The 22,990-nt window shown below is 53.6% G+C and carries 19 protein-coding genes; 11 read left to right on the top strand and 8 right to left on the bottom strand.

The window, feature by feature from the left end:
• The first annotated feature begins 41 nt into the window (after window positions 1–41).
• The gene (gene dauA, locus A9165_RS07215) at window positions 42–1,817 is read left to right on the top strand and encodes a C4-dicarboxylic acid transporter DauA (protein WP_065955412.1); all 1,776 of its coding nucleotides are present in this window, start codon (window positions 42–44) and stop codon (window positions 1,815–1,817) included.
• Between the two features lie 4 nt (window positions 1,818–1,821).
• Here the strand turns inward: dauA and A9165_RS07210 are convergent, their stop codons facing one another.
• Together A9165_RS07210 and A9165_RS07205 are read right to left on the bottom strand one after the other, a co-directional pair.
• Window positions 1,822–2,862 carry a LacI family DNA-binding transcriptional regulator gene (locus tag A9165_RS07210; protein ID WP_065955411.1) on the bottom strand — a complete coding sequence of 347 codons (1,041 nt, stop codon included), beginning with the start codon at window positions 2,860–2,862 and terminating at the stop codon, window positions 1,822–1,824.
• 81 nt (window positions 2,863–2,943) lie between these two features.
• A complete protein-coding gene (locus tag A9165_RS07205) occupies window positions 2,944–3,621 on the bottom strand; it encodes a DUF3334 family protein (RefSeq protein WP_065955410.1) in 678 nt (225 codons plus the stop codon).
• Between the two features lie 131 nt (window positions 3,622–3,752).
• Between A9165_RS07205 and A9165_RS07200 the strand changes: the two genes are divergently transcribed.
• On the top strand, window positions 3,753–4,958 hold the full coding sequence (locus tag A9165_RS07200) for a multidrug effflux MFS transporter (RefSeq protein ID WP_065955428.1): 1,206 nt from the start codon (window positions 3,753–3,755) through the stop codon (window positions 4,956–4,958).
• On the opposite strand, the gene A9165_RS16890 is transcribed toward A9165_RS07200, so the two are convergent.
• Complete coding sequence (locus A9165_RS16890) at window positions 4,955–5,107, bottom strand: hypothetical protein (RefSeq protein WP_176714600.1); 153 nt, start codon at window positions 5,105–5,107, stop codon at window positions 4,955–4,957. The genes A9165_RS07200 and A9165_RS16890 overlap by 4 nt on opposite strands.
• A 180-nt stretch (window positions 5,108–5,287) precedes the next feature.
• Between A9165_RS16890 and pyrC the strand changes: the two genes are divergently transcribed.
• Complete coding sequence (pyrC, locus tag A9165_RS07195; RefSeq protein WP_065955409.1) at window positions 5,288–6,331, top strand: dihydroorotase; 1,044 nt, start codon at window positions 5,288–5,290, stop codon at window positions 6,329–6,331.
• 16 nt (window positions 6,332–6,347) lie between these two features.
• Here pyrC and A9165_RS07190 read toward each other — a convergent pair whose 3' ends face one another.
• Window positions 6,348–7,850, bottom strand: coding sequence for a YifB family Mg chelatase-like AAA ATPase (locus A9165_RS07190; RefSeq protein WP_065955408.1), 1,503 nt, complete (start codon window positions 7,848–7,850; stop codon window positions 6,348–6,350).
• A 214-nt stretch (window positions 7,851–8,064) separates the two neighbouring features.
• On the opposite strand from A9165_RS07190, the gene A9165_RS07185 reads away from it, so the two are divergent.
• The 4 genes from A9165_RS07185 (at window position 8,065) to A9165_RS07170 (ending at window position 16,108) form a co-directional block, all read left to right on the top strand.
• Window positions 8,065–10,374: an RND family transporter gene (locus A9165_RS07185; RefSeq protein WP_065955407.1), complete on the top strand. Its 2,310-nt coding sequence runs from the start codon at window positions 8,065–8,067 to the stop codon at window positions 10,372–10,374.
• A complete protein-coding gene (locus tag A9165_RS07180) occupies window positions 10,343–11,176 on the top strand; it encodes an outer membrane lipoprotein-sorting protein (RefSeq protein WP_065955406.1) in 834 nt (277 codons plus the stop codon). Before A9165_RS07185 ends, A9165_RS07180 begins: the two co-directional genes overlap by 32 nt.
• Before the next feature lie 9 nt (window positions 11,177–11,185).
• Window positions 11,186–12,814, top strand: a complete 1,629-nt coding sequence (locus A9165_RS07175) for a FimV family protein (RefSeq protein WP_065955427.1) — start codon at window positions 11,186–11,188, stop codon at window positions 12,812–12,814.
• 81 nt (window positions 12,815–12,895) lie between these two features.
• Window positions 12,896–16,108: a DEAD/DEAH box helicase gene (locus A9165_RS07170; RefSeq protein ID WP_065955405.1), complete on the top strand. Its 3,213-nt coding sequence runs from the start codon at window positions 12,896–12,898 to the stop codon at window positions 16,106–16,108.
• Here the strand turns inward: A9165_RS07170 and A9165_RS07165 are convergent.
• The gene (locus A9165_RS07165; protein WP_083216240.1) at window positions 16,095–16,454 is read right to left on the bottom strand and encodes a c-type cytochrome; all 360 of its coding nucleotides are present in this window, start codon (window positions 16,452–16,454) and stop codon (window positions 16,095–16,097) included. The genes A9165_RS07170 and A9165_RS07165 overlap by 14 nt on opposite strands.
• Before the next feature lie 241 nt (window positions 16,455–16,695).
• On the opposite strand from A9165_RS07165, the gene A9165_RS07160 reads away from it, so the two are divergent.
• Together A9165_RS07160 and A9165_RS07155 are read left to right on the top strand one after the other, a co-directional pair.
• Window positions 16,696–17,754, top strand: a complete 1,059-nt coding sequence (locus A9165_RS07160; RefSeq protein WP_065955404.1) for a carboxysome shell carbonic anhydrase — start codon at window positions 16,696–16,698, stop codon at window positions 17,752–17,754.
• Window positions 17,755–17,920: 166 nt separating this feature from the next.
• Window positions 17,921–18,568, top strand: a complete 648-nt coding sequence (locus A9165_RS07155; RefSeq protein WP_065955403.1) for a hypothetical protein — start codon at window positions 17,921–17,923, stop codon at window positions 18,566–18,568.
• A 14-nt stretch (window positions 18,569–18,582) separates the two neighbouring features.
• On the opposite strand, the gene A9165_RS07150 is transcribed toward A9165_RS07155, so the two are convergent.
• The 3 genes from A9165_RS07150 to A9165_RS07140 form a co-directional block, all read right to left on the bottom strand.
• Window positions 18,583–19,203 carry a DUF2799 domain-containing protein gene (locus A9165_RS07150; RefSeq protein ID WP_065955402.1) on the bottom strand — a complete coding sequence of 207 codons (621 nt, stop codon included), beginning with the start codon at window positions 19,201–19,203 and terminating at the stop codon, window positions 18,583–18,585.
• Between the two features lie 13 nt (window positions 19,204–19,216).
• Window positions 19,217–20,656 carry a diguanylate cyclase gene (locus A9165_RS07145; RefSeq protein WP_065955401.1) on the bottom strand — a complete coding sequence of 480 codons (1,440 nt, stop codon included), beginning with the start codon at window positions 20,654–20,656 and terminating at the stop codon, window positions 19,217–19,219.
• A gap of 92 nt (window positions 20,657–20,748) precedes the next feature.
• The gene (locus tag A9165_RS07140; protein ID WP_065955400.1) at window positions 20,749–21,468 is read right to left on the bottom strand and encodes a polysaccharide deacetylase family protein; all 720 of its coding nucleotides are present in this window, start codon (window positions 21,466–21,468) and stop codon (window positions 20,749–20,751) included.
• 257 nt (window positions 21,469–21,725) lie between these two features.
• Here A9165_RS07140 and A9165_RS07135 point away from each other — a divergent pair, with 257 nt between their 5' ends.
• A complete protein-coding gene (locus tag A9165_RS07135) occupies window positions 21,726–22,280 on the top strand; it encodes a histidine phosphatase family protein (protein ID WP_065955399.1) in 555 nt (184 codons plus the stop codon).
• Window positions 22,281–22,345: 65 nt separating this feature from the next.
• The gene (locus A9165_RS07130; protein ID WP_065955398.1) at window positions 22,346–22,963 is read left to right on the top strand and encodes a hypothetical protein; all 618 of its coding nucleotides are present in this window, start codon (window positions 22,346–22,348) and stop codon (window positions 22,961–22,963) included.
• Window positions 22,964–22,990 lie beyond the last annotated feature (27 nt).

Genomic DNA, 22,990 nt, shown 5'->3' with positions numbered 1-22,990 from the left:
CGCTACACTTACTATATTATCCTTAGCTAAGGGAATGCCGGATGTCGCATCGCGCCCATTTATTTTCGTTACGGATTTGCCATGCTTTGCGTGAGAGTCTGGCCGAGGGTTATAACCGGCACAAGCTGGTCAAAGACTTACTGGCCGGTATTACGGTCGGCATTATTGCGATACCGCTGGCGATGGCGTTGGCGATTGCATCCGGTGTACCACCGCAATATGGGCTTTATACGGCCATTATCGCCGGCTTTGTGATTGCCCTTACCGGCGGCTCGCGTTTTAGCATCTCCGGGCCGACCGCGGCCTTTGTGGTGATCCTGTATCCGATAGCGTTAAAGTACGGCTTAAGTGGTTTACTGCTCGCCTCAGTGTTGGCCGGAGTGATGTTGGTGGCGATGGCGCTGTTTCGGTTGGGCCGCTTAATTGAATATATCCCGGAGTCAGTAACCCTCGGCTTTACCTCAGGTATTGCGATTGTGATCGTTATTTTGCAAATCAAAGACTTCTTTGGTTTGCCATTGGCGGCGTTACCTGAGCATTTTGGCGATAAAATCTGGTTACTTGGCCAGCAATTACCACACTTTGCCTGGCCAAGCCTGTTGGTCGCAGCTGTCACACTGGCGGTAATGATTGGCTGGCGTCGCTTAAATACTGCTATTCCGCCGCATCTGCCGGCGCTCTTGGTCGGTACCTTACTGGGGTTGCTATTACTGCAATTTGGTATTGATTTACCGACGGTGGCCTCGCGTTTTAGTTATACCGCTGCTGATGGCAGCCTGGCTGCCGGGGTGCCACCTTACTTACCTTATTTTGACTGGCCCTGGAACCGGCCCGGCCCCGCAGGTGAGCCACTGAGTTTTAGCTGGCAGCTGGCGAAAGATTTATTGGCTGCAGCCTTTGCTATTGCCATGTTAGGGGCCATTGAATCGCTACTCTGTGCGGTGGTGCTGGATAATGCCAGTGGCCGGCGCCATAGTGCAAATAGCGAATTATTGGGGCAGGGCATCGGTAATATTATTACGCCGTTCTTTGGTGGCATTACGGCCACCGCGGCGCTGGCGCGCTCATCGGCGAACTTTAAAGCCGGTGCCCAGTCGCCCATCGCCGCTATGGTGCATGCGCTGGTGGTGCTATTCGCTTTATTACTGCTAACACCGGTATTGGCCTATATGCCAATGGCAGCTTTAGCCGCGCTGTTGGTTATGGTGGCCTGGGGCATGAGTGAAGCGCCCAAAGCCTGGCACTTACTGAAAACCGCGCCACGTGGCGATGTGCTGGTGTTTTTAGTCTGCCTGTTACTGACCGTAGTATTTGATATGGTGATCGCCATTACCGCCGGTATTTTGCTGGCGACCATGCTGTTTATGAAAGATATTGCTGCGATGACTAAGGTCACCGATATCAGCAGTAACCGCAAGCAAGTTGAACAGGTATTACCTGAAGGCTGGAAAGTATTAAAAATCAGCGGCCCGCTGTTTTTTGCCGCTGCCGATCGGATTTTTGCCGAAGTGGCGCTGCTCAGCCAGCAACAACATGGGCTGGTACTCTATATGGATGGGGTGCCACTGCTAGATGCCGGTGGTCTGGCGGCACTGGATAAACTGCTACATAACAGTCGTAAGCAAGGGGTGGAATTACTGATCGCGGACTTACAGTTTCAGCCGTTAAAAACTCTGGCTAAGGCCGGTGTTAAGCCTGAGCCGGGGCAGCTGACCTTTTACCCGACCTTGCGCGAGGCGCTGGAGCAGCTGGCCGGCCGGCAAGCTGTGCCAACCACGCCAACTACGCCCGAGACTGCGGTATTACCGGCCAGTTAATGGGCTAGTTAGCGCTATTGCCGGCAGCACCACAGGATTGCCGTACCACCAGCTTAGGCTCAATCAGGTTGTCGGTAATGGGCTGGTTGTTGATCAGTTTCAGCAGGTTATTCACTAATAGCTCACCGGCTTTGCTGGTATCCTGCTGAATGGTACTTAAGCCCGGCGACGCAAAAGAAGCGGCTGGGATATCATCAAAGCCCATCACAGCGATCTGCTCCGGGACTTGAATACCACGACGTTTCAGGCAGCGCATCACGCCAATCGCAATCAAGTCACTGGCACAGAAAATCGCATCGATACTGACACCACTGTCCAGCAAGGTAGCGGTGGCCTGATCGCCGGCACTTTCGGTTGAGATCGCATCAAAATGCGGTACCTGTTGTGGTGTAATGCCGGCTTTGGCCAGCGCATCAATAAAACCCTGGTAGCGGGCACTGAATTCCGGGCTGCCCTCTGAGGCATTACCAATAAAAGCAAAATGGCGGTGGCCGGTATGCAGTAAATGCTCACCGGCCAGATAGCCACCCTGCCAGTTATTGCTGCGAATGGTAAATTCCGGATGGCCTAATACTTCGGCCCCCCAGCAGACAAAGTGGGTTTGCTGCGCCAGTAATTTGGCCAGCTTTTCTTCGTAGTCGACATAGTCGCCATAGCCCAGCAGGATAATGCCATCGGCTTTCTTACTGTCTTCATAGTCGGCATGCCAGTCGTTACTGAGTTGCTGAAACGACACCAGCAGATCCTGGCCGTTACGGGCGCAGGCGCGGGTAATGCTGCCAAGCATCGATAAAAAGAACGGATTGATCAGCGACTCATCGGTAGTGGGATCTTCAAACAGCAGTAATGCCAGCGTGCTGCTGCGCTGCTTGCGCAGATTACTGGCATTTTTATCCACCTTATAGTTCAGCTGGCGGGCAATTGCCTGCACCTTTTCGCGGGTTTCTTTGTTTACCTGGGGGCTGTCGCGTAATGCCCGTGACACCGTCGACTGCGACACGCCAGCCAAATAGGCAATATCAAAAGAGGTCGCTTTATCCTTCATCTTTTCCTGCTGTTTACCCAAAATGTCTGTCAAGGCCAGCTGGCTGCTCCGGCGGTCTGGCCTGGCTATTCTATGTTTGCTTTACAGTCCCAGATCACGCAAAAAGTCATCATCGGCTTGCTGAGCGGCGGCATTTGACTGCTCTTGCGCCTGGTCTTGCAGTGCCTGCTGCAGAATATCATCCGGGCTATTCTGTACCGCTTTTTCAAATTCGCCGAGCTGGATAAACTCGGTTTTATCCATCGCCAGTTCCATATAGAAAATATTATGATCCGGCGTGCTAAAGGTTACCCGTCGCGCCTGCGGTTGATCCAGTTGGGTGTTGATCAGGATCTGCACCTGTTTATTGATGGCCATCATTTTCGGCTGGCTTTGATTGATTGAGGTTTGCAGCTCTAAGCGCACCTGACCGGTAAAGTCACCGACAATCTGGTTCATCAGCTCACCCATTACGTTACCGACTTCATCCGAGGTGTGGAAAGACGCCAGTTCAGACTCCGGCATGCCCATACTAAGCAGATAGCGACGGTAAATTTCCATCGCCGCCTGAGCGGTAAAGTTAATCACCACCAGGCCGGAAAAACCGCCGTCGAACAACACAAAACAGCCCAGGTCCGGGCGCAAACAGGTTTTCTGAATTTTTTGTACCATCGGGGAATGATTGACACCGGGGTTACCGGCGGCGGCCAGTACCCGTTCAACCGAGCGACACAGTGTCAGCAAAATTTCATCAGTAGTAATAATATTATTTTTTTTCATGGTGCTATTCCACAACGGATCACAGAGTATTCAGACAAGGTTTTACCGCAGTTCTGACATTTTGGCTATGCTCTTAACGCAAAAGCCACGTGAAAAGCCGCAAAAATTACCGGCCTGAGCCGGTATTGGTTATGATGGCACTTTTTGGGGTACGGGTTCTGATGAACACTGCTTTACCTTCGCTGCGGATCGTGATGTTGCTGGCTGCGGTGATCGCAATCACGCCGCTGGCGATTGACATGTATCTGCCGGCGTTGCCGTTAATGGCAAAAGAACTGCAGACGACTAATGCTCTGGTGCAGCAGTCGCTGAGTATCTATCTGGCTGCCTATGCGCTGGGGATGCTGTTATTTGGGCCCTTGGCCGATATGCTCGGGCGCCGTCCACTGGCGCTGTTTGGCTTAACCGGCTTTCTGGGCGCCAGTGTGGCGCTGAGTCTGGTAAGCAGTATCGAAGGTTTCTTGCTTTGGCGTGCGTTACAGGCATTTTGTGGTGCGGCAGCCACAGTGGTGATCCCCGGTATAGTGCGGCATCTTTACCAACAGCATACTGCTAAGGGTATGTCTTATGTGTCGATGATTATGATGCTGGCGCCGCTGATTGCACCTGCAATTGGCAGCGGCGTGATGTATGTCAGCCATTGGCAGCATATCTTTTCGTTGCTGGCATTGTATGCCGCCATTATGCTGTTGCTGTGCTGGCACTTTTTACCAGAGATTAAGCAACAAAGTGGCAATAGCGCCCGGCCGGCATTTTTCAGTGGCTATCAGCAGGTGTTTGCTAACCGCTCAGCCTGGCCTTTTATCGCCATTTCGATGTTTGCGTCCTTTAGCTTTTTTACCTTTCTCACGGCGGTATCTTTTGTCTATATCAGTTATTTTGGTGTCAGCGAGCAGTTATTCGCGCTGTTGTTTGGCCTGAATGTGTCGTCGTTGATGTTGGCGAATTATATTAATAGTCGCCTGGTGACCCGCCTCGGGCCACAGCGGATGCTGACACTGGGATTAGTGCTGGCGCTGTTGGCGGCGACCACGCTTAGCGGCGTCAATGCTGCCGGGCTGGGGCTGTGGTATACCGTCGCCAGTATTGCACCCTTAATGGCCAGTTTAGGCCTGATTGCGACCAATGCCGATGCGCTGATCCTGATGCAGTTTCCACAGCACAGCGGCACGGCGACGGCAGTAATTGGCACCCTGCGTTTTGGTAGTGGCGCGCTGGCTGGTCCCTTATTGGGCTTGCTGTATACCGGCACGGCATTGCCATTCTCGCTGCTGATGCTGGCCGGTACTCTCTGTATTCTGGCGTCTTTACTCTGGGCCAGGGCGTTACGCCGTTAAATTTTACAGGCGCCGCCGCTGCACTCGTCGTCGTCGTCGCCAAATTGTGGTTCGGCCGGTGCTGCGGCAGCGGCCGCTAGCTGAGCCGCGACAGAGTCTTCGGCAGCATCAAAATCCAGGTGATCTAAATCAAGGTCAAAATCAGACATGGTCGGTTTTCCTAATCGGCTGCCATCGCAACCTGGCTTACATTTGGGTTTATCTTATGGCACATACTGTCAGTCAGTGTAGCAGACCCGGCTGCCACTGAAAAAGCCCGGGCAGTAATTTCGTCGCTGCGCTATCCCTGCTATCATAGCGCAACTTTTCCAGCCGGCCGGAGCTTACCGATGACGACTTTAACGCTGCAAACCCCTGATGATTGGCACCTGCATTTTCGTGATGGCGATATGTTACTGGAAACCGTACCGGCCACGGCACGGGTGTTTCAACGCGCTATCGTGATGCCCAATTTAGTGCCGCCGGTCACTACGGCCGAGATGGCAGTCGCCTACCGCGAACGTATTCTGGCGGCGCGCCCGGCCGGTAGCCGCTTTGAGCCGCTGGTCACCTTATATTTAACCGACAAAACCAGCAAAGCCGATATTCAGCAAGCCAAAGCGGCAGGGGTCGTGGCGGCTAAGTTATATCCGGCCGGTGCGACGACAAACTCCAGCTCAGGTGTCGCGGCACTGGATGCCTTATACCCGGTATTTGAGGCAATGGCCGAAGCGGGTATGTTGCTGCTGATCCACGGCGAAGTGACTGATCACGAGATTGATATCTTTGACCGTGAGAAAGTATTTATTGATCGCTATTTGCAGCATATCGTTGCCCGCTTGCCGTCACTAAAGGTGGTGTTTGAGCATATTACTACTGCTGACGCCGCCAGCTTTGTCGCCGAAGCCTCAGCTAATGTGGCGGCGACTATTACACCACAGCATTTACTGTTAAACCGCAACGATATGTTAGTCGGCGGCATCCGGCCGCATAACTACTGCTTGCCGGTATTAAAACGCCGCACCCATCAGGAAGCGCTGCGGGCTGCGGTGGCAAGCGGTTCAGCCAAGTTTTTCCTCGGTACCGACTCGGCGCCTCATGAAAAGCACCGTAAAGAATCGGCCTGCGGCTGTGCCGGCTGCTACAGCGCGCATAGCGCGATCGAGTTATATGCGCAGGTGTTTGACGAGCTGGGCTGCCTCGATAAGCTGGAAGCCTTTGCCAGCCATTATGGTGCGGATTTCTATGGTTTACCGCGCAACAGCGGCACTATTACGCTGGTACAACAGGAATGGCAGGTGCCGGCCGAAATTATGCTGCCAAACGGTAATCCGATAGTGCCATTTTTCGGTGGCCAGACCCTGAAATGGAAATTACAGCGTGGTATTCAGTAAGTCCGCGGTGCAGGGCTTATTGTTTCAGGTATTGTAATAAGCGGTCCAGTGCCCGGTAACTGAGCGCCTCCAGCAAATGGGGGCGTTCGATCCTGCTACTGTGCTGTAAATCGGCGATAGTACGGCTAACTTTTAACAGCTTGTGGTAGGTACGGGCCGAAAGTTTCAGCTTTAACAGGGTGTGCTCGAGGAAATCGGCATCGCTTTGGCCAAGTCGGCAAAACTGGTCCAGCTCCTGCCCCTGCAAACGGGCATTGGCTTTACCCTGGCGGTTCAGCTGTAGGTTTCGCGCCGCCAGCACCCGCTGTTGTACTACCTTGCTGCTCTCTTCGGCTTGCGGTTGACTCAGGCTTCCAGCCGGCAACAACGGCACCTCGATTTGCAATTCAATACGTTCTAAAAACGGGCCTGACAGGCGGTTCAGATAGCGCAGGATTTCGCCATGATTAGCGCGGCCATCTTCGTGATGACCGGTCGGACTCGGGTTCAGTGCCGCCACCAGTTGAAACTGTGCCGGAAACTCCGCCTGACGCGCCGCCCGCGACACGTGAATTTTGCCGGTTTCCAGTGGCTCTCTTAGTACATCCAGCACCTTGCGCGGAAATTCGGTCAGTTCGTCGAGAAACAGCACGCCGTGCTGTGCCAACGAAATTTCGCCGGGCCTTGGCACTGAGCCACCCCCAACCAGAGCTACAGCCGAGGCGGTATGATGCGGCGCCCGAAAAGGCCTTTGTTGCCAATCCTGATGATCGCGGGCAATACCGGCGATGGAATACACGGCAGCTGCGGCCAGGGCTTCCTGCTCGGTTAAGGGCGGTAAGATCCCGGCCAAGCGCTGTGCCAGCATTGATTTACCGGTACCGGGCGGGCCAAACATCAGTAAATTATGCTCACCGGCAGCGGCCAGCTCCAGCACCCGTTTCGCCTGCTGCTGGCCTTTAACATCGGCCAGATCCGGCAGTGCGTGACGTTGTCGTACCGGTAATGGCGGTATCGGTGGCAGGGCTTGCTGCGCCAGTAAGAAGCTATGTACCTGCAGCAGATGGGTAGCGCCATGCACCGCCGCATCCGGGATCAGCTGTGCTTGCTGCGCATTGCTCATTGGCAGGATGGCGGCACGGCCGGCGTCGCGGCTGGCAATCGCCAGCGGGATCTCGCCAAGGATCGGTCTTATTTCGCCGGATAGCGCCAGTTCGCCACAAAATTCGAAGTGATCGCTGCATTTTTCTGGGAGTTGGCCAGACGCGACGATAATTCCCAGGGCAATCGCCAGGTCAAAGCGGCCACCTTCTTTCGGCAAGTCAGCCGGTGCCAGATTAACGGTAATACGTTTATCCGGAAACTGAAACCCACTGTTTAGCAGGGCGCTGCGTACCCGGTCCCGGGCTTCTTTTACCGAGGTTTCCGGCAGGCCGACCAGCTGAAAAGCCGGTAAGCCATTACTCAGGTGCACCTCTACTGTGACCAAGGGGGCGGCCAGACCATAGCGGGCCCGGCTGTAGATAATCGCCAGTGACATCGTTGCTCCCTGCAAGCTACGCCTGGTTAAAGTTTATTTTAATGTTAAATAAATGCAAGTTTTTAGGGCGTGTAATGGCGGTTGACGCCGGCCAGCCGTGGCAAGCCATTCAACAAACAGAAATTTTGTAGTTTTTCAGCGGCAGGCCGATAATTCCGATATACACTTTAACCACATTCTTAAAGATGGAGTAAGCGGTAATGGAGTACGCCCTATGGCTTCAGTTCAGCCTCTGATCCTGCGCGGCCGCTGGTTAATTCTGGCGCTATCGCTTTGTTTTATCGTATTAAGCAGCATCGGGCTGGGCCAGTTGTATTTCCGCGGTGATTATCGGATCTTTTTTGCCAAAGATAATCCACAGCTGCAAGCCTTTGAACAGATGCAGCTGGAATTTAACAAAAGCGACAATATTCTGATCGGCATAGCCCCGCGCAGCGGTGACGTCTTTACACCAGAGATACTGCAGTTAGTACAGGAATATACCGAGGCTGCCTGGCAAACGCCCTATTCGATCCGGGTAGACTCGCTGAGTAATTTTCAGCACACCACAGCCGAGGCCGACGATCTGGTCGTGGCCGATCTGGTGCCCGCCGAGCCACTTTCTGCCAGCGACCTGGCGGCGATCCGTCAGGTCGCCATTACTGAACCGACCCTAGTCAAGCGGCTGATTGCGCCCAACGGTGCCGTGACGGCAATCAATATCACAATGCAATTACCTGAGCCGACGCAGCAGCAACAGGTTACCGAGATCTGGAGTTTTGTCACTGAGTTATCTGCCCAGTTCGCAGAGCGCTACCCGCAGGTTGAGTTTTATCATACCGGTATCGTGGCACTGAATTATGCCTTTGCCTCTGAGGCTGAGCAGGATGTCCGCAGCCTGGTGCCGATTATGTTATTGGCAATAGTGCTGTTACTGGCCTTGTTATTACGCTCCGTTGCGGCGGCATTGGCGACCCTGCTGATTATTCTGGTCACGGTAACCAGCACGCTGGGCATTGCCGGCTGGCTCGGGATTTTCATGAGCACTGCGACCGTCAATGTGCCAACCATCCTGATGACGCTGGCGGTTGCTGATTCGGTACACCTGCTAGCATCGATGCAGTTTGCGCTCGGCGAGGGCAAAACGAAAACCCAGGCGATCCACTATAGTTTGCAGCGTAACTGGCAACCGGTAGTGATTACCAGTGTCACCACCGCCATTGGCTTCTTAACACTGAATTTCTCCGAAGTGCCTATTTTGCGCGATCTGGGCAACTTGACCGCACTTGGCGTAATGCTGGCATGCGTATTCAGCCTGACCCTATTGCCGATTATGATGAGTGTATTGCCGCTTAAAGCCGCTAAGGTACCGCAAGGCTCGGCCATGCTGGACCGCTTGGCAGAGTTGGTGATCCGGCGTCAGCGCCCGGTATTATGGGGCTTTGTGCTGCTGACGCTGCTTTGCTCTGCACTGCTTAGCCTGAACAAAATTAATGACGAACCGAATAAGTACTTTGCCAGCAGCACCAGTTTCCGGCAGGCGAATGACTTTATGGAACAAAACCTCAGTGGCTTTACCAGCATTGATTTTGCGTTTAATGGTGGCGTTGCCGGCGCTGTTAATCAGCCGGAATTATTGCAGGCACTGGAACGCTTCAGCAACTGGTTAGCCGAGCAGCCGGAAGTGATGCATGTCAATACGCTCAGTGATGTGCTGAAGCGGCTGAATAAAAATATGCATCAGGATGACCCGGCCTTTTATCGTCTGCCGGAAACAGCAGCAGAGGCGGCGCAGTACTTACTGTTATATGAAATGTCCTTGCCGTTTGGCCTGGATCTGAACAATCAATTGAATATCGATAAAAGCGCGACCCGTTTAACCGCAACACTGTATAACCTTGGCAGCAAAGAATTAATTGCGCTGGAGCAGCGGGCGCTGGCTTATTTTGCCGCTAACTGGCCGGACTATCAGCTAACCGCTGCCAGTGCCGCCCTGATGTTTGCCTATATCGGCGAGCGCAATATGGCGTCAATGTTAACCACCTTGCCGTTAGCCTTACTGCTAATCTCAATTTTATTGGTAGTCAGTTTGCGTTCCTGGCGTCTTGGCCTGATCAGCATTATTCCGAATCTGGTGCCGGCAGTTATCGGTTTTGGTTTATGGGGGCTGTTGGTGGGGGAAATTAACCTGGCATTGTCGGTCGTGGCCAGCATGAGCCTGGGGATCATTGTCGATGATACTGTACATTTTCTCAGTAAGTACCGCCATGCCCGCGAAGAAGGACGGGACAGTGAGCAGGCAGTGCGCTATGCTTTTCACAGTGTTGGCCGGGCGCTCTGTATTACCACGCTGGTACTGGTAGCCGGTTTTTCAGTGCTGATGTTTTCTGGTTTCCGGCTTAACTCCGATATGGGCCTGCTGACCTCAGGGATTATTTTGATCGCCCTGCTGGTTGATCTATTCTTTTTACCCGCTTGTTTACTCAAGCTCGACAAAACAGGGAGAACTGCCGATGTTAGTCCGGCCACAACAAAATCAATCTGACGCCTGCCGACAGCCGGGTCGTTTTGCCAGCGTCACAGGCTGGCTGCTGGCCGTTAGCCTGCTGTGCATACCGCTGGCGCAGGCAGATGCTGAAAAAGGCCTGGCGATTGCCACCGAGCAAAAGGCGCGTGACCGCGGTTGGGGTGACAGTGAAAGCGAACTGCAGATGGTGCTGCGCACTGCTCAGGGCCGGGAAAGTGTGCGCCGCATGCGTACCCTGGCGTTGGAAGTGCAGGGCGATGGTGATAAAAGCCTGACCATTTTTGATGAGCCGCTGGATGTGCGCGGTTCGGCTTTTCTAACCCATTCCCATCCCACTGCTGAAGATGACCAATGGTTATATTTACCCAGTGTAAAACGGACACGGCGGATTGCCAGCCGCAATAAATCCGGGCCCTTTATGGCCAGTGAGTTTGCTTATGAAGATATGACGTCCTTTGAGCTGGAGAAATTCAGTTTTAACTATTTGCGCGATGAACCCTGCGCTGAGCTGACCTGCTATGTGGTTGAACAAACGCCAACCGACAGTTTTTCTGGCTACAGCAAAATTCTGGTCTGGGTAGATCAGCAACATTACCGCGTGATGCGTGCAGAGTATTACGATAAGAAACAAAGTCTGCTGAAAATTCTGGAGCTGAGTGATTACCGGCAGTATCTGGATAAGTTCTGGCGGGCTCACAAGCTGAGTATGCAAAACCAGCAAACCGGCAAAAGTACCGACTTGTTGCTGGAGAGCATCCGCTTTAATACTGGCCGCAGTGCAGCAGACTTTGATGTCGCTGCCTTAGAGCGGGCACGCTAGGGAGTGATGATGTTAGGTCGCACTAGCTGTATTGCTTTGCTGGCGTGGGCATTACAACAGCCGGCCCAGGCTGCCACCTTGGGGCCGGTCGATGCCAATACGACACTCTGGCGACTGGCGCTGGCGGCGCGCCCCGATGAGCAAGTAACGATGCCGCAGGTGATCTATGCGCTGTGGCAGCACAACCCGGCCGCTTTTCGCGACCAGAATTTGCATTATTTATTAAAAGGCGCTCAGTTAAAGGTGCCAAGCCGCGAGCAAATGCTGGCCACTCCGGCGGAACAGGCGCATCAATGGTATTACGGCGAACTGGCGAAGCAACAATTACCGACCCGTTTAGCGGCTGCTCAACCGGCTAAACCTGAACCCGTTGCCACGGCGCCGGAGCCTGAGGTAGCCGTGGCAGTACCGCAGCCAATCCGCCCTCCGGCACAACCGGCTAAACCTGTGGCAACAACACCCCGTCCTGCGCCGTCTCCTGCAGTAACACCAGCACAGGCACCACAAGTTGCCAGTAGCACCAGCCGTTTGCAGCAGGAGTTGGGTTTTGAACAACGTTTTTTTGCAAGCCGGGGCCTGGCAGCAGCCGAGCGCTCACCGCAGCTGTTAAGTTATCGCGCACTGTGGTCGTATGAAGATGCCAGTCGCAAGCATCAGCTTAATCTGGAGCCGTATTTGCGCTGGCACAGAGCTGACAGTGACAGCAACCTGGTCGATCTGCAGCAGGCTTACTGGCGCTATATCGGTGATGGCTGGGAATTTAAAGCCGGTATCGATACGCTATTCTGGGGGGTAACCGAATCACAACATCTGGTGGATGTACTGAATCAAAGCGATTTAGTCGCCGGCGTTGAACTGGAAGCTAAACTGGGGCAGCCGATGCTGCAGCTTAGACGCAGTGGTAATGCCGGCACCCTGGATCTGTTTGTACTGCCGTATTTTCGCGAGCGCTTATTTCCCTCACCACAGGGCCGGCTTAGTCCGCCGCTGCCGGTAAACCATGACCTGGCCTGGTATGAATCCAGCTCCGGTAAACACAATCTGGACTTTGCCTTGCGCTATAGCCAGCGCTTTGCCGGTTTGGATCTGGGGCTGAGTTTTTTTAGTGGTAATAACCGCGAGCCGGTTTTAGTACCTACCGCAAACGCCGGGTTACGACCACTTTATTACCAGATGGAGCAGTACGGACTGGATTTGTCATGGGTGCAGGGCGACTGGCTCTGGAAGCTGGAGTCGATTTACCGCCGTAGTGGGCCTTTTGACTATGTTGCCGCCACCGGTGGTTTTGAATACACCCGGGTCGGCGTCTTTGGGCAAAGCTGGGATCTGGGCTGGATTGCCGAATATCAGTACGATAGCCGCGGCAAGGCCGCGACCCTGCCGGGGCAGAATGATCTGTTCTTCGGTTGGCGGCTGGCGCTGAATGATATTGCCGGCACCGAGTTTTTATTTGGCGTGCTGCAGGATCTGGATCAGCGACAAAGCCGCAGCATCAAGCTGGAGGGCGCCCTGCGCCTGACTGACAGCCTGCGGTTAAGCCTGAACGGTTGGCTATTTCAGAGTAATAACCCGCAAGATGCGCTGTTCTGGTTGCGTCGTGATGATTATCTTGCGCTGCAACTGACCTACTTTTTCTGATTTCTGCTTATTTAGGCTTTGGTCTGTGCTGCCTTTACGGTAGCATAGGTCTTTTGCCTGTTGTGTTACGCCGAGAAAAACGTGTCTGAGCAAGATCCTGTTGATACCAATTTTCCATTGTCGGATGCCAAACTGCTGCAGTGGTTTGATCCGGCGACGGTCCATCGTGCCCGCGCTTATCTGCAGGCCGGTAAAGTGCTGAAACTGGAATACAACGACGATCTGAGTCAAATCAGCGCCCAGGTGTGGGGCGCCGGTTTTGCCCCTTACCGGCAAAAAATCAGTCTGCGTGAACAACAAGGGCATTGGCAGTTAGAAGATAGCTGCAGTTGCCCGGTCGGCGGCCGCTGTAAGCATGTGCTGGCCGTGCTGCTGCGCTTAAAGCGCGATTATGCGCAGCAGCAACTGCGGATCAAACAAATGCCGTTGTTGCAGCTGGATAACTGGTTTGCTGAAGTGGCCAGAGTACGTGAACCTGATGCTGCCAGCAGCGAAGAGAGTATCCTGTATTTACTGAGTTATGGCCAAAGTGGTTTGCAGCTCTATCCGCGACGGGTCAAGGTGCTGAAAAAAGGCGGCTACAGTAAAGGCCAGCCTTTGGGTAAGTACGATCTGGTCGCGCCACAGCCGCCAAGCTGGCTGGCCGAAGAAGACTACCGCCTGTTGACGTTATTCCGCTCCCACAATCAACAGGATCAGCATTTGCTTGAGGGCCGCTGGGGTTATGAGTTGTTACAGGCGTTTCTGGCAACCGGCCGCTGCTATTTTGGCGAGGCCCGGCAACCCTTAAGCTGGCAGGAGGCGCGACCGCTGCAACTGAGCTGGCAGGCCAGCAGTGGTGGACAACGGCTGCAGTGTCAGATCGCAGAAGACGAGGCGAACCAGCCAATCTTTACTGACCCCCCCTGTTTTATCAATACCGATCATTATGAACTGGGCCCGCTGGATACGGCATTAACGGGGCGCGAGTTAAAGCTACTGAGTAAGATGCCACTGATCCCGCCGGCACAGCTAACCCAGCGGCTGGGCCAGCTGCAAAAGCTATTCCCGGCAGTCACCTTACCGCTGCCGGAGGGCGCAGCCGCCAGTCAGCTGGATGTGGCACCGGTACCGGTGTTGGCACTGCAAATGCGGGTGCAACAACCGAAAATGCCGGCCAGACCCGTCGCTATTCTGGCCTTTGATTATGGTGCCCACCGGCTGCCGCTGAATTTACAGCAGCGGCAAACCGAGATCGTAACGGCGGCGCAAAGTATCTTTGTGCTACGCCAGCGTGGCGTGGAAGTGGCCGCTTTAGAGCAGTTGCTGGCACTGGGGCTGGTCAGTTGTGAACTGCCGGCACCGGCGAATACGCTAAGCGCCTTCTCAATAGGGGAAGGGCCGGATAATCCAGAGCTATGGCAACCGTTGCTGGAAGCCTTGCCCGAACTGCGGCAGCAAGGCTGGCGCATTGAGCAGGACAGTGACTTTAATCTGCAAATTCTGGATGCCAAGCCCTATTTACAGGTCAGTGACGGTAAACAAAGCGGTTTTGAGCTGGCGATCCAGGTCGATGTCAGTGGTCAGCAGGTGCCGTTATTACCGTTAATTAGTCAGTATCTGCGGCATTATGGCCTGCCCACCGCCGGTGAAACCATCTGGCTGAGTCTGCCGCAGGGCAAACTGGCGATCCCGATGGCGTTAATTCAGCCGCTGATTGATACCATCGTTGAGCTGCTGAACTTACAGAAATCGCCGCTAACGCTAGAGTTACCGGACTATAAAGCCGCGATCCTGCCGCCACCCGGTGCGGCGGAGATTCAGTATCTGAATGCCAACCGCCTGCAGCGTCTGAATGAGCAGTTACACAATTTTCAGGGTATTAGTGAAGTGCCGCTGCCAACAGGTTTGCAGGCGACACTGCGCAGCTATCAGCAGCAGGGTTTGAACTGGCTGGTGTTTTTACGCCACTTTGGCCTGGGCGGCATTCTGGCCGACGATATGGGCCTGGGTAAAACCCTGCAAACCTTAAGTTTCTTGTTGCATGAAAAGCAGCAGGGGCGTTTAACCCAGCCGGCGCTGATTGTTTGCCCGACCTCACTCCTCGGCAACTGGCAGAATGAAGCGGCGCGTTTTACCCCAGCGCTGCGGGTACTGCAAATTTACGGTGCCAAACGCCGGCCTTTATTTGAGCAACTGGCAGAGTTCGATGTGCTGGTGACCAGCTATCCGCTGCTGGTGCGGGATCTGCCGCTGTACCGGCAGCGCGCTTTTAGTGTGGTGGTGCTGGATGAAGCCCAGCATATTAAAAATGCCGGCAGTCAGGCCGCGCAGAGCGTGCGGGCGTTAAAACGCGACTTTAGCCTGGCCTTGTCGGGCACGCCGCTGGAAAATCATCTGGGCGAATTAAAGTCACTGTTTGACTTTGTATTGCCGGGGCTGCTTGGCACCGAAGCCCACTTTACCCAGGTATATCGCAAACCGATTGAGAAACATGCCGATACCGAGCGGGCACAGGCATTAAAACAAAAAGTGGCTCCTTTTATGCTGCGCCGCACCAAACGTCAGGTAGCCGCGGAGTTGCCCGAGAAGACCGAAATTGTTCAGCTGCTGGAGCTGGAAGCCGATCAGCGCAACCTGTATGAAAGTATCCGCTTGATTATGGAAACCAAGGTGCGGGAGCTGTTTCTGCGTAAAGGCGTTGCCGCCAGCCAGATCGAATTTCTGGATGCCTTGCTGAAACTGCGTCAGGCCTGCTGTGATGCCCGTCTGGTACCGATCGAGCAGGCGCAGCTGGTGCGGCATAACGCCAAGCTCAGTTGGTTGCGGGAGAATCTGCCGGAAATGATTGAAGAAGGCCGGCGGGTACTGTTATTCAGCCAGTTTGCCAGCATGCTGCACCTGATTGAGCAAGAGCTGCAATTTCTCGGCATCAGTTACAGTAAGTTAACCGGCCAGACCAAAAACCGGCAGCAACAAATTGATGCCTTTCAACGGGGTGAAACAGAAGTCTTTTTAATCAGTTTAAAAGCCGGTGGTACCGGCCTGAACCTGACGGCTGCCGACACCGTGATCCATTATGATCCCTGGTGGAACCCGGCGGCAGAAAATCAGGCCACCGACCGCGCCCACCGCATCGGCCAGGATAAAGCGGTCTTTGTGTACAAACTGATTGCCCGCAATACGGTAGAAGAAAAAGTCCAACAACTGCAGCAATACAAGCAGGGACTGGCCGATCAACTGCTTAGCAGCGGCAAGGGCCAGCTATGGCAGGGGAATGCCGAGGACTTGCTGGCGCTGTTTATGGCTGACTAGGGCTGGGCAACAGCGCATAATAAGCGGCGAGCAGCGCAATATCGTCATCGGTCAGGCCGCGCGCCTGCGGGCTCATTAACGCATGTTTGCGACTGCCATCGCGATATTGCAGCAATGCCTCAGTCAGCTGTGCTTCTGGTAAGCCAGCCAGACTGGGGTATAACGCCTGGCGCGAGATACCATTAGCGCCATGGCACGCCGCGCAACTGCGGGCACGCAGGCTGCCCTGCTGCAGCAACTGCTGCTGTTCCGATGTAAAACGTGCCGTTAACTCCGGTTCAGGGGCGGGCTTACCGCAGGCCGCTAAACCCAGTACTGCAACGAACAATGACAAACTACTACGCATTACCGCCTTCCTTTTAAAAAAATCCAAGCCAATTATTCTTACACTCAACACTCAACATTCAACATTCAACATTCAACATTCAACATTCAACACTAGCCTGCCATAAAATCTGGCTATTGCCCAGTTAGCCAAAACGGGTAGTGACAAACGCAGTACCTCGACTAAAGTTGCAGCAGCAAGCGCCAACAAGCCCTGCAATTTTTCTGTTATGGTTAATGCAGCTTAACTTAACGGATGCCCTATGTCAGACGCTACCCCAGAGCTGCATCAACAACCCTTTACAGACCGGCTAAGCTGGCTGGAGCAGTTAGCCAGCCGGCATAGTGCGGCCTTTATTGCCGGCACCGCTGCCCGCGAGGCCTATTTGGCGCAGCATCCGACTAAAATTATTGCGCTAAAATGTATGGATGGCCGGATCCATTTGCCGCATGCTACCCAAACGCCGCTGGGGATTATTCAGCCCTACCGCAATTTGGGTGGCATTTTTAACCTCGGCTGGCCGTATCTGGGCGATTTGCTGTGTGATGATATCAATCAGGCGCTGGCGCAAGGCAGGCCGGTGCTGGTACTGATTAGCTATCATTTCTCAGCCGGTGCCAGAGAGCGCGGCTGTGCCGGCTTTCAACATGATCGTGATGCCGCACTGGCGCAAGCGCTGCAGATCCGCGACCAGCTACAGAGCATTTTTGCCGCCAGTGAGCAGTGTTATGCGCTGGTAGTTGGTTTTGAAACCGACAGCGACGCGCTGGTATTGCATGGCAGTACTGGCCGGATGCTGGATTTAAGCCAGTACAGTCCGGACCTGAGTCCGCAGTTACCGGCCTTGTTGCAACAGCTCTGCCCGTTATTGCCAGCGGCGATGCAGCGCGATTTACTACCGCTGTTGCTTGGTAATTTGCGGCACAGCGCCTTGCAGCGGCAACAACGGCGGCAGCTGGATATTGAGCATCGGGAGTGGATGCTCTGTCTGGGGCGAGGCTTTGATTTTTTGCATGTGCCTAATATTGCCCTTATTATCGGCCCCTTTAGCCCGGACCTGTCGCAGCCGGTGAAAAAGGCCGCCGCGATCATCCTCAATAATATTAAGCAGCAGCGGATCCCGGCAGACGGCGTATTACTGCTGGCCTCGGTACCTTATCAACAGGCCGGTATTGACCGGCGCCGCGCTGAGTTAAAGGCCGCGTTTTTTTGTCAGTTTGCTAAAACCGTGATTGCCGAACAGGAACCGGCATTATTGCCGCTGCTGCAAAGTCGCAGTGCCGTGATGTATTGGCCAGAGCGGCGGCTGGAGTGGTTATAAGCTGGCTAAAACTTGGTGATTTTTACTAAATAGTGGTTTTGACCTGGCAGCCTGCTGAGTTGGTGCAGTATAAGCATCTGTTTTTACTTGCTATAAATTTTGGCCATAAATTTGCATTAACCGGTTGATAGCAATCAACAAGCTTAAAACAGAGGCGAATAATAAAATGCATAACGTAAAAAATAAAAAACTATGGTTAGTGCCGGTATTAGTGTTAAGTGGTCTGTTAAGTGGCTGCATTGTCGTGGTCGACGCCGCGGAAAAAACCAACAGTAGTTATCAGGGTACGGCGCAGCAAGGTGATATTTCGCGGGTAAATGGCAGTATTAGCCTGAATGAACAAAGCCGGGCGGGCAAAGTCTCTACCGTTAATGGCAGCATCCGTCTGGCGGAGCAGGTACAGATTGACAGTGCCGAAACAGTGAATGGCAGTATTAAAGCGGCGCAAAATTTAACGGTACAACGCGGTTTAAGCACAGTGAACGGCAGTATTGAAACGGCGGCTGGCTCGACCATTAAAGCCGATATTAGTACGGTCAATGGCAGTATCCGCCTCAGTGGCAGCGAAGTCGGTGGCAAGCTGCAAACCGTAAACGGTAATATCAGTTTGCTGGCAGGGACAGTGGTAAAGGGCGACCTGATCTATGCTGAGCGCAAACGTCAAAGCGGTTGGTTTGGTAAAGATGACAGCAACCAGCCGACTCTGACCATCAGTGCCGACTCGCGTGTGGAAGGGAAAATTATCCTGCGTCAGCCGGTACAGCTAAAGCTGGAAAATGCCAGTCTGGCTGCCCGGGTGGTGCGTGAGTACTAGATTTTCAAAAGGTTTCAGTAACTAAAGTGTTGTTGCAGGCGGCTAAATTCGTTCTGATAGACGATGATAGCCGCCGCCAGCTCATCTCTCACCAGATTGGCCTGTCCCAGGCTTTCATTTAGTTTGGCTAACTCATCGCGGATCTTAATCCGTTGCTCGCGGCTCAGACCATCGGCAACCAACTGCTCATTTAACTGACTAATGGTTTTTTCCAGTTGTTGCAGTTCCTGCTGCACTTTGCGTAATTCGCTGCGCGCGCCATCTAACTGGCTTCTGGCCTGATAGAGGGTCTGACCATCGCGATAACCGGCCGTAAAGGCACTGGCAAATTCGGCCGGACAACTGTTCTGATAACTGTGATTGCCACTGCCCTGGGCAAAGCCATTTTTGGCGGTACAAAACTGTGCTGAACCCTCAAAATGTCCGGCGCGGTAGGCATCCAGATCCGGCGTGATGCCATGTTTGGCACAGTCTTGCCGGTATTGCCGGATCTGACTTTCGTTGCGGCCTTTAATGCCATCTTCAAAACCCAGGGTGCGCCAGTCCGCATTGATACAGCCGGCCTGATCCAGACTACTACAGCCGCTTAACACCAGGGCAGCAAGCCAGAGTGGGTAGGTTTTTGCATAGGACATAGCGGGATTTCCTTTAATCAGTAGCGGACTGATCCGCCAAAATGGTTTCAATGCGGTTGCGGCCACGTTGCTTTGCCTGCATTAAGGTTTTGTCAGCCCGGGCGAACAATTGGTTAAAGCTTTCATCGCTTTGCTGTTCACAGATACCGAAGCTGGCAGTAACCTGTTGTCCGGCGGCTGCGATATGCAACTGTTCGATACTAAGGCGCAAACGTTCACAGATTTTGCTGGCTTCGCGGGTATCGGTATCGGGTAACAATAGCATTAGCTCATCCCCGCCGAAACGCCCCAGCAGATCCTGCTGTCGCAACTGGCGCTGTAAGGTTTGGCATACCTGCTGTAGCACTTCATCACCGATCTGGTGCCCCAGTAAATCATTCACCTGTTTAAAATGGTCCAGATCCAGCACCGCTAAACAGACTTTATCTTTGCGACGCCCGGCCCGGCCTAACAGTAAATTGGCCTGCTCGATAAAGCCTTGCCGACTTAGCACGCCGGTTAGCGGATCGGTATGCAGGCTGCGTTGTAACTGTTGATTGGTATTCTGCAATAAGGGCACTGCAGTGCCATACAGCATGGCAACCGCGATCATCGCAATGGTAAATTGATAAATGGCGGCATAACTATCCAGCTCCAGTAAGGCTGTCAGTAACACAATCGCCAGACTGATCACCGCCAGGCCGCTAAAGCTGCGCCAAATTGATTCGGTATAAACCAGCCACATCGCCGGTAAACTTAAGAACAGGATCAGAAAGGTAATTTCCTGCGCCCGAACCTGATGGGCCAGCAACATGCTAAAGGTGAGTAGCAACAGACACAGGACGAGTTTTAGCAGGAAGCTGTGTCGGGGGCCATGACCATGTTGCAGCAACCAGGGCGCCTGTGCAGCAATAGTTTTACCGGTAAAGCGATCAAGTAGCAGTACGAGAAACGGGCTCAGTGACAAAATAGCCACCAGATCGCCAATCCACCAACCCAGCCAGATCGCCAGGCGCTCACTCTGTTCAATGACACCGGCCAGCTGTAAAGACCAGGCACCGCTGTAAGCGGCAAGCAAGGCGGCAATCGCCGCCAGGATCAAATAAGCAACCAGAGTGCCGGAGTAATTAACCCGGCCACTTTGGATCAGGATGCGCAACAATAGGGCGCCCAGCAGGTAGCTCATGCCATGCGCCATCGCTGGCAAGATAGCTGCAGCGTAAGGGATCTGCTCGGCCGGATGATAGCGCTGAAAATGCCAGACGCTCATCAGGAAGCAAACCAGTAACAAAGCCGGGAAGGCTCTTAAACCAAATAGGGTTAAGGCGGCAAAACTCAACGCAGCCGGCGGATACCATAAGCTGGCATGGGGGCTGTACTCCAGCAACTCCGCACTCTGATAAAGCAGTACCCAAGCTAGCATCAGCGCCAGTTGTAAACCGAGCTGAGAACTGATGCGTCCAACTGACGGCATAGCCGCATCCCTACGAAAACATTAGTAAATTGAGTTTAACGCGACTTTATGGCTTTGCCTAGTCACTATAACTTATGGGTTAACCGTGGCGGTTATTGCAGATTGCGGCTTTGCAATAGCTCACTGACAGTAACAAAGCGATAACCTTTCGCCTGCAGTCCCTCGATAATGAGCGGCAGTGCCTCGCGCGAACTTTGCCGGCTTTGGTACATTACATGTAACAGGATAATACTACCGGGGCGGGCGTTGGCAATCACCGCCGCCGCCAGCGCTTGGGGATCCGCTGCCAGCTTTGGCTCGGACTCTGGCTCTAAATCCCACATTATGGTTTTGCGTTGTTGCTGGCTAAGATACCAGGGCAGGGTAAACAGTTTTTTGCCGTAAGGTGGCCGAAACAGGATCTCGTCGGTAAAACCGGCCTGCCGGATTTGCTGATCGGTGCGCTCCACTTCTGACGCTACGGTAGCCGGTGATACCAGTAACATACGCTTATGGGTGTAACTATGATTGCCTAACTGATGCCCGGCCTGCACCAGTAAGCGGCCTTGCTCCGGATAGCGCGCGAGTTCATGGCCGGTGACAAAAAAAGTAGCCGGCACCTGATAGCGAGCCAGCAATTCAACCACTTCGGCGGTGTAACGCTCAGAGGGGCCATCGTCAAAGGTGAGGGCAATTAACGGCTGTTCTGTTTCTACCCGGGCGATCAGCTCGCCAAACAGCTGATACTGCCGTGATGACGCCAGTTGATACAAGCCAAGTAACAGCAGTAAGAACAGTGAGACAGTTGTAACAGCAGCGGTGCGTCTTTGCATTGAACGTCCTTGTGCAAACCAGATTAATATCCAGTTTGGTATATCGGAGCTGAACTGCCAATTAATGTTGAAAATTTATTCTGCCAGTACCGGGTGCGGCTCGATAAAGTGTGCCGGATAGTGGCTGCTGGGCCAGAAGTAAAAAGCCAGCACCAGGATAGCGCCCAGCATACTTAGCAATACTTTTCGCCGCATAGCGGTAATCTTTCTCCTGCACCTTGTCGTATCAGATAAGTATGTTATAGCGGAATCTTGCGATGCGATCATTATTCTGTTGCTGGTTATTGCTGCTCTCGACCGCTGCTATGGCCGATGATGCGGCCTGGCAGGCCTGGCGTGAGGGCAAGGCGGTACTAATGCTACGGCATGCCCTGGCGCCGGGTACCGGTGATCCGGCCGGTTTTCAGTTACAGGACTGTCAGACACAGCGCAATTTGAATCAACAGGGGCGGCAGCAAGCTAAAGCCTGGGGGCAAAAATTACGCCAGCAGTACAGTGGTGACATCCGGCTTTATAGCAGCCAGTGGTGCCGTTGCCTGGAAACGGCGCAGTTGATGGCGATAGCGCCGGTGCAACCGCTGCCGGCGCTGAATTCATTTTTTGCCGGGCGCGGTGATGGCCAGCAGCAAACTCAGGCCCTGCTGGACTTCTTTGCCAAGGCCAGCGAGATGCCGCTGGTTCTGGTTAGCCATCAGGTCAATTTTACTGCGCTGACCGGTATTTTCCCACAATCGGCAGCCGGAGCCATTTTAGCCTTACCGCTAACCCAGCCGGCGACGGTACTCGCCAGCGTCAGTTTGGATCAGCGCTAGTATCTTGCAATGCTTATTAGCCGTTGTATAGTGGTTAACAGCTTATCAACATTCAGGGGCGCGCTATGAGTAAAGCTGTGGTACTGGCCTTGTTAAGTGCCGGGTTATTCTGTGCTGTGGGTAAGGCGCAGGCTGTTTCGGCAGAGTTACAATGTCAATTACAGGTGCCGGCGGCAGTGCACGGTACCTCTGTGTGGTATCAAATGGGTTATCCGTTTAACCTGACGGCCAATAATCTGGGCTTACTGCCGGGCAGCACCCTGTATCAAATGGCGGAGCAGGCTTTTGGTTTATGGCAACAAGGTGTCAGCGAAACCGCCGTTATGGCGCAGGTAAGTCAGCGCTGTGCCAGCTTTAGTGCGGTTGAGCTGAATCGCGAGTATTCGTTTTTCGAAGAAGAGGGGAATACCCCAACGCACCTTACCGCCTGTGGTGATATGACTACCACCGTAGTGCAAAGCTTTGCGCTGTTGGATGGCCAACCGCTGACCCTGAGTAACTTTAAAGCGGTGATTATAGGTGAGGAACAAAAGCCGGCAATTACCCGGTTAATTGTGCAGGCCTTTAATTTAAAACAGCAAGGCCAGCTGGAAACCGCCATTCTGGAGCAAACCTTTGCCTATTGTCAGCAACAAAGCGCCGAATTTAAACAACAACTGGCAGCAGAGTTCTATGCTGAATAACCTCTACGTTGCGGGAGTCGCGAAATT

Source organism: Alishewanella sp. HH-ZS (assembly GCF_001704375.1).
In the GTDB taxonomy this organism is placed as follows: domain Bacteria; phylum Pseudomonadota; class Gammaproteobacteria; order Enterobacterales; family Alteromonadaceae; genus Alishewanella; species Alishewanella aestuarii.
Note: the sequence above shows the minus strand (reverse complement) of the source record. Positions and strands in the feature narration are given on the sequence as shown.

Coding starts and splice junctions, on each gene's coding strand:
- A9165_RS07205 (WP_065955410.1), bottom strand. CDS start 3,621: ATGAAAAAAAATAATATTATTACTACTGATGAAATTTTGCTGACACTG.
- A9165_RS07190 (WP_065955408.1), bottom strand. CDS start 7,850: ATGTCACTGGCGATTATCTACAGCCGGGCCCGCTATGGTCTGGCCGCC.
- A9165_RS07210 (WP_065955411.1), bottom strand. CDS start 2,862: ATGAAGGATAAAGCGACCTCTTTTGATATTGCCTATTTGGCTGGCGTG.
- A9165_RS07200 (WP_065955428.1), top strand. CDS start 3,753: ATGATGGCACTTTTTGGGGTACGGGTTCTGATGAACACTGCTTTACCT.
- A9165_RS07165 (WP_083216240.1), bottom strand. CDS start 16,454: ATGCGTAGTAGTTTGTCATTGTTCGTTGCAGTACTGGGTTTAGCGGCC.
- A9165_RS07155 (WP_065955403.1), top strand. CDS start 17,921: ATGCATAACGTAAAAAATAAAAAACTATGGTTAGTGCCGGTATTAGTG.
- A9165_RS07160 (WP_065955404.1), top strand. CDS start 16,696: ATGTCAGACGCTACCCCAGAGCTGCATCAACAACCCTTTACAGACCGG.
- pyrC (WP_065955409.1), top strand. CDS start 5,288: ATGACGACTTTAACGCTGCAAACCCCTGATGATTGGCACCTGCATTTT.
- A9165_RS07130 (WP_065955398.1), top strand. CDS start 22,346: ATGAGTAAAGCTGTGGTACTGGCCTTGTTAAGTGCCGGGTTATTCTGT.
- A9165_RS16890 (WP_176714600.1), bottom strand. CDS start 5,107: ATGTCTGATTTTGACCTTGATTTAGATCACCTGGATTTTGATGCTGCC.
- A9165_RS07140 (WP_065955400.1), bottom strand. CDS start 21,468: ATGCAAAGACGCACCGCTGCTGTTACAACTGTCTCACTGTTCTTACTG.
- A9165_RS07180 (WP_065955406.1), top strand. CDS start 10,343: ATGTTAGTCCGGCCACAACAAAATCAATCTGACGCCTGCCGACAGCCG.
- A9165_RS07145 (WP_065955401.1), bottom strand. CDS start 20,656: ATGCCGTCAGTTGGACGCATCAGTTCTCAGCTCGGTTTACAACTGGCG.
- A9165_RS07150 (WP_065955402.1), bottom strand. CDS start 19,203: ATGTCCTATGCAAAAACCTACCCACTCTGGCTTGCTGCCCTGGTGTTA.
- A9165_RS07175 (WP_065955427.1), top strand. CDS start 11,186: ATGTTAGGTCGCACTAGCTGTATTGCTTTGCTGGCGTGGGCATTACAA.
- A9165_RS07185 (WP_065955407.1), top strand. CDS start 8,065: ATGGCTTCAGTTCAGCCTCTGATCCTGCGCGGCCGCTGGTTAATTCTG.
- A9165_RS07135 (WP_065955399.1), top strand. CDS start 21,726: ATGCGATCATTATTCTGTTGCTGGTTATTGCTGCTCTCGACCGCTGCT.
- dauA (WP_065955412.1), top strand. CDS start 42: ATGTCGCATCGCGCCCATTTATTTTCGTTACGGATTTGCCATGCTTTG.